Source organism: Xenococcus sp. PCC 7305 (assembly GCF_000332055.1).
In the GTDB taxonomy this organism is placed as follows: Bacteria; Cyanobacteriota; Cyanobacteriia; order Cyanobacteriales; family Xenococcaceae; genus Xenococcus.
On the sequence record NZ_ALVZ01000055.1, the window covers coordinates 1 to 10,271 of the forward strand.

Sequence of the window (10,271 nt, forward strand, 5' to 3'; positions counted from 1 at the left end):
ATAAGCGGTCATATTCTCGAGCAACATCTAGATTATAAAAAGTCATAGATTGACCAGAAACTTCTTGCCATGCGTCGAGGCGGGTTGACATGGACTGAATGGGAGTCAAAGAATTACTTTCTAATTCATTATCAATATTACGACGGGAGAGATTGTCGATAATTACAATATCATGACCTTGAGCTGACAGGTATAAGGCAGTGGGCCAACCACAAAATCCATCACCACCTAAGATAATGATTTTCTTCTTCATTAGAGTAGATCTCCTTCTGTTTGATTTTTGAATATATGCGCAGTAATACTGGGAAAGTGGCTTTATTTGGCTTTTTATTGCCGTAGAATCAACTATATTTGATCACTATTTCTATAGAAAATATCCAGGGAAACTCTTATCTCTACGGCAATTCAACTAGCTTAATGCCCGTAATTTAACGACCAAGATTATAGCAACACAAATTTTAAATTGGGGGAATTTTAGGGTAATACTGGGGAATTTTAGGGTAATACTATGGTTAATAATTTAATTTTATTAGATATATTTTGTAATATTTATCAGTGCTTAAGTATATTTGCATAAGTGAAATCACTAGCCTAATTCGTCAATAATTAAGAGGGATTTTCTTTCCTCTAAGAGAAAATACTGAAGCAGTTGGCTTATTTGTATTCACCAATATTCCAAAATATAAAGAACAAGTTAGGAAATCAAAAAATATTCAGGTAATTACTTACACTTGAACTAAAATAATGCCATGAAATATAGTATCCACTTCAATTTATATCGAACGAATAATAATGCAACTCACACGGAAAGGGAAGAAGAATCTTCAGGAATCTTATCAACAAATTAACGAGGCTCAAAGTAAATTACGTACTCTTATCAAAGAACATGAGCAAGATCACGGTTCTTTTCCTTATTTTGCTCCCAAATTAGAAACACAAAATATTCAAAATTGTCGTTTAGTTGAATCAAGGCTAACTACTCTTAAAGCAATGCCTAAAAATGGAGTTGTTTTGGAAGTAGGCACACAGTATGGCGGTTTTGCTAAGGAAATTCTGAGTATCAACAAACCGAAAAAGCTTCATCTGTGTGATATTAATTTCAACATTTTTGATAAAGAATATTTCATGCCATATATCCAAGATGGAATTGTTGAGCTTCATGAAGGAAGGTCACACGATATACTACAGTCTTTTCCTGATGAACATTTTGATTGGATTTATATTGATGGCGGTCATAACTATGCAACAGTAAAAGGAGATGCACAATACGGCAAATTAAAGGTTAAAAAGAAAGGTTACTTGGTTTTTAATGATTATACAAGTTGGTCAGTTAAGGAAGTTTGTCGCTATGGAGTTATGAAAGCCGTCAACGAACTTTGTTTGGAAGAGGGCTGGGAACTCTGTTATTTGGCTTTACAGGAGTTGGGCTATCATGATGTAGCTATAAAAAAAATAGTTGATGCTTCCTAGACTAGCGCCACATGTATTCACTATTCACAAATAATGGCTTCAACGAAATTAAAGTATTAATAAAGCAATAGTTAAAATATAATCCATGAATACTATTGCTTTTACCTGATTTTTTACTAATAAAATTTGAATTTAACTTTTATTAGGCTCATAATAAAACTTTTATAATGAAATATCCTAATCTTCCTCAGTATACTAACAAGCCAAGCACCCCCCTCAAAATTTGTGTTGTAACTAGAGAAATACTCGGGCCATTCCGCAATGGGGGGATAGCCACTGCTAATACTGGTTATGCAAAGCTTTTAGCTAAAAATGGACATCAAGTTACTGTTCTTTATATAAGTTCTACAATCAAAGGTCCATTCTGTGCAGAAGGTAGTTTTGATGATTGGGTAAAAAAATACCAACAAGAAGGAATTGAGCTTTGTTATCTTGAATGCCCTCAAGAACTAGATCCAGAATTATTTTCTTCTCTAAGGGGAAAATCTTGGTCAATTGATTTATGGTTGGCACAAAGGGAATTTGATGTTGTTCATTTTGATGAATATACGGCACCAGGTTATTACACAATAATGGCAAAAAAAACTGGTCAGTCGCATCAAAAAACTATTATCCTGGTCAAACTTAATAGCGGTCACCAATGGCTTCATGAGGTCAACGATAAATGCTATAGCGATATTGGCAATTTTATTGTTCTTGACATGGAAAAATTTTGTCGGGAAAACACCGATTTTTTGATAGGGCCTAGTCAATATTTAATTAACTGGTGCGCAGGAAAAGGGGAAAACTTGCCTGCCAATACATATTCTCAACAAAATGTGATGCCAGAGGAAATTTTGCCTCAGCATACTGAAACTGTATTTAATAGCAGAAGTTTAAATTCCTTTAAGGAAATAGTTTTTTTCGGTCGTCACGAAGTACGTAAAGGCTTGGTACTTTTTTGTGATGCTATCGATAAAATTTGCCAAGATTATCCAGATATAACAATCACCTTTATGGGTAAATTCGGTAAAATTTACGGTGAACATTCTGGAGCTTTCATCATTAGACGTGCCAGCAAATGGAAAAACAAAATAAAATTTTTAAGTCGTTATGGTTCTCCAGAAGCCGTAGCCTATCTTAGAGGAAAAGGGAGGCTAGCTGTCATGCCTTCTTTGAGTGAAAATTTACCCACAGTAGTTACCGAGTGTTTGCTGAATTCTATTCCCTTTATTAGCACGGCCGTAGGTGGAACTGGTGAGTTAATTAATCCAGAAGACCATTCATTTTGTCTAGCAGAGCCCACAAAAGAGGGGCTAGCAAACTCTATTAAATCTGTTATCAAAAATCCTCCAAGAAATAATGCTAGAGTTGCTTTTTCACAAAATTACTTAAGAGAAGTTTGGACCAATTTTTATAATTGGATTGCTCAAGAATATTTCGCGATCGCGAATAAGCCAAAAGCTCAAATATATCAAACCCAACCACTCGTGACTATTTGTGTGGTTCATTATAATCAGCCAAGACTATTGGCTCAAACAATCAAAGGAATTGAAGCACAAGATTATCCGAACATTGAGGTTATTTTAGTTGATGATGGTAGTACGAAACCTGCGGCTAAGACTTACTTAAACGAACTAGAAACCTTATTCGCCCCCAGAGGCTGGAAAATATTAAGACAAAAAAATAGTTATCTTGGTGCAGCCAGAAATAATGCAGCATCAAATGCTAGTGGCGATTATCTAATTTTTATGGATGATGACAATTATGCCTGCCCCACCTTAGTGTCATCCTTTGTGAGGGCGGCTATCTCAAGTAATGCGGATATACTTACTTGCTTTAGTTACTTTTTGTACTCAATGGTAAGTCCTGATCTCAGTGAATCTGGCATCGTAAAAAACCTCCCACTGGGGGTTGCTGGATACTCAGGTTTTTTCAAGAACTTTTTTGGTGATGCTAATGCACTTTTTAAAAGAACTGCATTTCAATCTCTTGGGGGCTTTTTAGAGGATCGAGGGCATTCAATGCAAGATTGGCATCTATTTTCACAAGCATTGCTTAAAGGCTTTAAACTATATGTGGTTCCCAGACCCTTATATTGGTATCGTATTAGATATAACAGTATGTTTCGGACAACTCCTGTAATTAAGAGCATCCGAACTATTATGGAAAATTATGCTGAGGCCAAATCTAATCAATTATTACCAATAATTGAGTTGGCATTATCTTCTAGAATCAAGCATAGCGATAATGATAATTTAAACAAGCAAATCAGCGCATCTCCCCATCGAGAGTTGATGAGAGAACTTAAGTCTAGCGATCCTAATTCCGATAGTTCTTTGCTAAAAATAATGGAGTTAGCAGCGCAAGAAGGAAGAATAAATTTAGCATTAGAGTTATCATCCCAAATCACGGCAGATCATACAAATAGCATTGAAAATATCCTAAAATTTGCCCAGAAAACTTCAGAAAAGTCTCAAGGTAAGAGTCAACTGATAAAGGCAACCCCAGTTCCTGTAGCAACTTTAAATAAAATTCAGTTACTCAACAAAAAAGATTATGGGTTTGACCTTATTCTCTTTAAAAATCAAGATAATTTGCAATTACATCCAGTAACTGATGCTGTTACATTGGCATTTATTCCTGAGGGTTTCCCAAAAAATGCAGTCAAGCTATCAGCAAATATTTGTATTAAAAATAAATTGGGGCCTTCAGTTTTATTTGGTATGTTCATTAGTGATACTGAGGAACGTCCAATGTTAGTCAAAAATTGGAATAAACTAGAATGGCAAAAGCTAAATCATTGGTCTGGATGGCATCGATTGGATAAACCTTTTATTTCTAAACCTATAAGTGTAGAATTAAGCTCTCCTAGCCATGAAAACAAAGACATTTTTTTAGTTACCGCTATTCCTCAAGATGGTAGTCAGGATTTTGCTCATGCAACCTTCAGTCATATTACTACTCATAGAAAGTCTGAACTGAGTAAAAAACCTGCTCCTACTACAAATTTAGTTGTTAATGAACGTTGCTTTTTTCCTTGTCGTTCTTTTAAAAATCACAATGTTTACCCATTGAGAAAATTTAACGTAGATTTTATTCCTTTCAAATTTGAATCTGGAGGAATGTTTATGCATCCAGTAAAAAATGAAGTTCATATTGCAGTTGCCAAAAAGTTTTATCCCTCAGAAGCGAGTTGTATTAAAGCAACAGTTTGTTTGAATAATCAAAAATCTAATCCCGTACAATTTGGGATTTGGGTGGCTCCATCAGATAGTGATAAGGACTGGGAACAAAATTTGGAAACAATTGATATCTTATCCGACGGATTTTCCGGTTGGGTGACAATTGATACAGTCAACAAAGATTTAGCAGTAGAAGTTAAATATGTTTGTCAAGGTTCTACAGATGCTGCTCGGGATATTTATTTTGCCACAAAAGTCCCAGCCAATGGTTCAGCAGCTTATTGTCATGCAATCTGGCGTTATCTTGAGATAGGAATTTATGAAAATACTTTTGAAAGTCAGGTACCTAAGCTTAAGGTTGTGCATGATTTATCAATTGTGTAATGTTGTTTGATAGAAGATAGAAGGAAATTAATAAGGGATCACATAAAGATATGCGATCCCTTATTCATCATAAATCGAAGTGTTCTGACTGAATGAGGTTTCACTTCCAAAAACCAATTCTTTTATAATGAAACCTCGAAACAATAATTGTTGCCAATAACTTTAGTAGAAAACTCTATTTATGAGAATTTGCATAATATGGCTGCTTAACCTTAGAAAGCAAGGAATGGAAGAGTATGTGAGGCACTATTAGATCTTTTGCAACACATAAACATCTTGTCTATTCCAATACTTTTGAGCCTCAAAATATCTAACTGCCCAGCGACCACTTAATTTATTCAAGACCCATATAGGACTAATACATGCGAGACCCCAATGACTAGTATTTAAATCACCCATTCCTTTTTCTTCATAAGCAGGATAAAAGAAAAAACCTTTGTTATCTAATTTAAGTAAACTCTCTAAATGTATAGGATTGTTGCTTCTATTTTTATCACCTTTATATCTACCTAAGACGGCCTGATATCCAGCTGCAGTAAATAATAAAAAGCCATAAGGTTTTAATATTCGATACATCTCATCAAACCATTGTAGAGCAACATCTTCCCTGAAGTGAGTCCAGATAGATGCGGCATAAATGCCATCGAATGTATCCGACTCGATATCCAATGGAGGTAATTCTGGGTTCGTAAAAAATTTAATATTGGGAAATGTAGAACTAGCCCATTTCATTGATGATGGAACTGGATCACAACCATACCAATCGCACTCAGGTAAAGCAGAAGCAAAAGTTCTCAAAGTACGACCAGATGCACAACCAAAATCAAGATATTTACAACCGTCTCTGAGATTAAATTGAGAGCGATCAATACAATCTTCAAAATCATCTGCTGTTCTAATATCAAAAAACAAACCCTTTTTACGTCCTAACCACTGAATCCCAGGAGGAGGGGCTAAGTTTACCAATGATAATTTATCTGCTAATTGGGAAGGTAAATTTTTTATCGAATGAGAAAGACCTTCATAGGAGTCATCTGGAACTTCAACTCCATTTTTCCTCATCCTTTCTAAAAATATTTTTGAAATCAGTTTTCTTTTATTATTTGGTTTAGCAAATAGGTTTCCGTCTTCAAGACCTAGATAGGCAGAACGTTGTTCTGTGATTAAAAAGTTGAAATATTCGTCAAAGCTAGACATAACAAAATTGGGAAAAGGGTATAAAGTGTAAATGTTCTAAAAATAGAAACATGCTTGTGGATACAAACTATTTCATAGTTAGATAAACAACGTATTGTCGAGATTAGGCAAGACATCATATCAAAGAATACTCAGAGTAGTATTAAACTCTTTTTCATATATTCTTATGTCTTCCGCATATTTTTTCCTTACTAATTCTTCCAGTTCTGAAGTGTAGAAATGATGTGCTTTGGGGAAGCCATCAAGACTTCGTAAGTATGCTGGATATTTATCATGAAAAGTTTCATGATCATCGAATACACAATAATCTGTAATGTGCTTAGTAGTAGAGGTTTCAATATTGAGATGAAATTTTTGTTCCAGACAACTAATGACTGAATCTAATTTTTCAAACTGGCCAATAAAATCAAACTTGAACAATCCTTCGCCTAAAAATGTGTATTGTGGACGCCAGTGTTGATTTAAATAAATATCCTCAGTTCGAGCCAAGTAATGTATAAATTGACTAAATGTTATCGATTTCTCAATATCAGGCTCTAATCCTGAAAATTTATAAACATCTTTGATAACATCCTTCACAAATAATACTGGGTTTTTTCTCCTGGCAATTTTTTCTATATATGCACTAACCAATCTATTAAATGGATTTCTTAAAACAACGAATTTAAAATATTCTGGGTTATTGAGATAGGAAATATCATTTAAGCTAACTCCTTTATCGTTTATATAAGTGTATGAATGGATATCTTGATTTGATTTCTTATATCTATCCCTATCATGACTATGTTCTACAATGGTAGTTTTAATAAGAGAACAAGCATTCTTAGGAATAGGACAATAAACTATCTTATACTTATGATTGATTAAATAACGTCTCTTAATTGCATTTTGATAGCTTATACTGGCTTTTATTATCTGGCCCTGTTGGAGTTGGGCATGCCTGATTGAAAAGTGAATTCGTTCCCCTAAATATGGATCTATTGACAATGCTTTTTGGTAAACATTAATTGCTTTTTCCCATTGTTTTTGTTTAGAAAAAGCTTCACCCATATTGAGGTATAATCTTGCAGAGTTATCTGAATTCAGTTCAAGTACTTTTTGATATGCTGAAATAGCTTCTTCTAGCTTGTCCTCTTGTAAGAAAAAATCTCCTAGTTCTTTATAAACCCAAAAAGGTTGCTCAGGATTTAACTCAACTGCTTTCTGATAATTAATGAATGCTTTTTGCTCATCTCCAAGTTTACGGTAGGAAGCTCCTAAGCTGTAATAAAGATTTCCATTATCAGGTTTTAATTCAATTGCTTTTTGGCAAGCTGCAATAGAATCTACCAGTCTAGCGTTTTGTCGCAGAAGATCTCCTAATCGTTTGTAGATCCAGAAAGGTTGCTTGGGTTCCAATTCAACTGCTTTCTGATAAAATAAGATTGCTTCATCAATTTTGTTTTGTTTCTCTAGAACTTTAGCTTGCTCAATGAAGCTCAGACTTTTATTCTCAACTATTTTATTCATAGCAGTAGTAGGAATTTTTCCCTGGGAATATATTATCAATAAAATTTGCCTCGGTTCTGGTTAAACTTAATGATTATTTTTTTATGATTTATAATTTTTTACCCAATTAATATGGGTGTCAACTAGAGGAATTTTTTTGCCTTTTTCAGATAAGATTTGATAATTTTCTTGGCATTTTTGTAAAAAATCTAATGCTTCTAGCTTGCCAAATTTTTGAGTAATTAAAACAGATTTAGCTAAATCAATCCTATATTTTTCTGCTTCATTAAATTGAGGATCTATGGATAGGTCAAAGAACTTAAGCAATTCATCAGGTTCAAAATCTTGATAAAAACTGCAATTGAGGATATCTTTAGGAACTGGTTTAATATTCAGATAAAATGCTGAGGCAGAACAAGTGAAAAGGAGTTCAAAGTAATCTTTTAAATAACCCATGCTTACATGGATAAAAGGCAGCCATTCATGGACAAAATCCTGTTGGATTAAAATAGTTCTTCCTGGTATCATTTGAGGAAAAACTTTTTTTATAACAGCATCATTAATGTCTGAATTTTTTAGAACGTCTAAAAAAACAACTTCATAGGTATAGTCAGGAAGATATTGCATCTTAGTGACAATATCTCCTTCATGTAAATGAGAGAGTGAGTTGACACTTTGGATATTTTTTCTTAGAAATGGGAGAAAGTTGTCACCAGCTCTGATTTCAAGTAAGTCCGGATATAATTCATTAATTAGATTTGCACTATACGAAGTGCAAGTACCCATCTCAAAACTTTGGATTGGCTTAATCTTAGGGGTCACAATCTTAAAGTTGGGATTATTTTGCAAACCTTTACCAAAACAAAGAGTTGATGCACCAAAAAACAACCCAGCATCGAACATCAATCCCTCATTTTTAAAATAGATACTAGCAATTTTATATAAATGTTTCTTCTCTTTATGAGTCAACATAGAAAGAACATTATTTATCTGATGAGGTAAAAGAATATCATCGACATCTCTTAAAGCCTGAGCTTCAGTATTAGTTAAGATTGAAGTTGTAGAAATACTCATATTTAATACCTAATAGATTGAGCTTATATTAACTTTTTGAAATAACCTACTAATTAATTTTTCAGACTACTAAAAGCTAGAGTTAACAACAATAATAATTACATTAAATCAAAAAGCCAAGATTATTTTATTTTATTTTAATTTTGAGCATTTCTTCCAATTATTGATTGTATGAGTCAAAGTATTTATCTAATCTATCTCTTGTACAAGATAAGGTAGGGTGATATTTATTTGCACAAATATTTTCTAAATTAGAAAGGCGATGTCCTTTTAACTTCAAAAAAAAATCATACAGTTGCTCTACAAATATTTGAGATTATTGGTTAAATAATGATAGTTTAAAACCAAAATTTGTTCTCTAGAAAAAACTTTAACCATCTTTTTAAATGAACAGAAGATAAAACGTGATCAATGTAGCGATATGTTAACTTTCTAGATCCTCTTTCAAGATTTCCCATTTCCAACTCGCTAAATACCTCTTCTATATTGCTTTTTTTTCGATGATCCAACCTCTAAGTAAAAAATTATTAGAATATAGTGATTTCATTCACTTGAGGCTTTTCTAACGAAAATTTACAGTTAGAGTTATTATTTTGTCGTAAACAAACAATTTTAACGATTTGAATCGCTATTGTTTTTTCTCGTATTTTATCCAAATATTTAATTACAAGAAGTAGAGGGAAATACTGTATTTTTATTCACAAATAATAAACAGATAAAAACAAAAATTTTTTTTACTTTAAATTAATACGTAAATATGTAATCTATATACTATGATGTCACCCGTAAGCAAAACTTTGTTGATTATCTAAGGTAAGACATTTAAAATATGGCTATTCTTGTAACAGGCGGTGCCGGATATATTGGCTCCCATTCTGTTCTAGCATTACAACAAGCAGGATACGAAGTAATCATTCTCGACAATTTAGTGTATGGCCATCAAGACTTAGTAGAAACAGTATTAAAAACGAATCTAATTATTGGTGACACTTGTGACTATAATTTACTCCAACAAATATTTTCTACCCATTCAATAGATGCCGTAATGCATTTTGCCGCCTATGCTTATGTAGGAGAATCAGTTACAAATCCAGCGAAATATTATCGTAATAATGTTGTTGGAACTTTAACTCTACTAGAAGCAATGCTAGAAGCAGGAATTAAGAAATTTGTCTTCTCTTCTACCTGTGCTACCTATGGGGTACCTCAAGTAATTCCTATTGAGGAAGAACAGCCTCAAAACCCGATTAATCCTTATGGGATGACTAAGTTAATGGTAGAAAAAATGCTCCATGATTTTAGTCATGCTTATGATTTTCGCTCTGTATGCCTGCGTTATTTTAATGCTGCTGGTGCTAACCCAGAAGGGTTGTTAGGAGAAGATCACAATCCAGAAACTCACTTAATCCCATTAGTGTTACAAACTGCTTTAGGGCATCGAGAGTCAATATCGATATTTGGCACAGATTATGATACGACCGATGGTACTTGTGT

Annotated in this window: 6 protein-coding genes and 1 pseudogene; 3 read left to right on the forward strand and 4 right to left on the reverse strand. The window is 33.5% G+C overall.

The annotated features are described in order from the left end of the window. Positions 1-253, reverse strand: a pseudogene (locus tag XEN7305_RS01265) (NAD-dependent dehydratase); the annotation flags it as partial. Between the two features lie 539 nt (positions 254-792). Between XEN7305_RS01265 and XEN7305_RS01270 the strand changes: the two are divergent. Both XEN7305_RS01270 and XEN7305_RS01275 read left to right on the forward strand, forming a co-directional pair. After that, entirely contained in the window at positions 793-1,470 is a 678-nt protein-coding gene (locus tag XEN7305_RS01270) for a class I SAM-dependent methyltransferase (protein WP_006507502.1), read from the forward strand. 167 nt (positions 1,471-1,637) lie between these two features. Next, positions 1,638-5,018, forward strand: coding sequence for a DUF6212 domain-containing protein (locus XEN7305_RS01275; protein ID WP_040896331.1), 3,381 nt, complete (start codon positions 1,638-1,640; stop codon positions 5,016-5,018). Positions 5,019-5,267: 249 nt separating this feature from the next. On the opposite strand, the gene XEN7305_RS01280 is transcribed toward XEN7305_RS01275, so the two are convergent. The 3 genes from XEN7305_RS01280 to XEN7305_RS01290 all read right to left on the reverse strand — a co-directional run bounded on the left by XEN7305_RS01280 (position 5,268) and on the right by XEN7305_RS01290 (position 8,777). Further along, positions 5,268-6,215 (reverse strand): class I SAM-dependent methyltransferase, encoded by a 948-nt coding sequence (locus XEN7305_RS01280; RefSeq protein WP_006507504.1) that lies wholly within the window; start codon positions 6,213-6,215, stop codon positions 5,268-5,270. Between the two features lie 120 nt (positions 6,216-6,335). Then, positions 6,336-7,724 (reverse strand): sulfotransferase family protein, encoded by a 1,389-nt coding sequence (locus XEN7305_RS01285; RefSeq protein WP_040896333.1) that lies wholly within the window; start codon positions 7,722-7,724, stop codon positions 6,336-6,338. 81 nt (positions 7,725-7,805) lie between these two features. Further along, positions 7,806-8,777 (reverse strand): hypothetical protein, encoded by a 972-nt coding sequence (locus XEN7305_RS01290; RefSeq protein WP_006507506.1) that lies wholly within the window; start codon positions 8,775-8,777, stop codon positions 7,806-7,808. An 829-nt stretch (positions 8,778-9,606) separates the two neighbouring features. On the opposite strand from XEN7305_RS01290, the gene galE reads away from it, so the two are divergent. Continuing rightward, positions 9,607-10,271: UDP-glucose 4-epimerase GalE (galE, locus tag XEN7305_RS01295; RefSeq protein ID WP_006507507.1), on the forward strand; the 665-nt coding region annotated here is incomplete at its 3' end.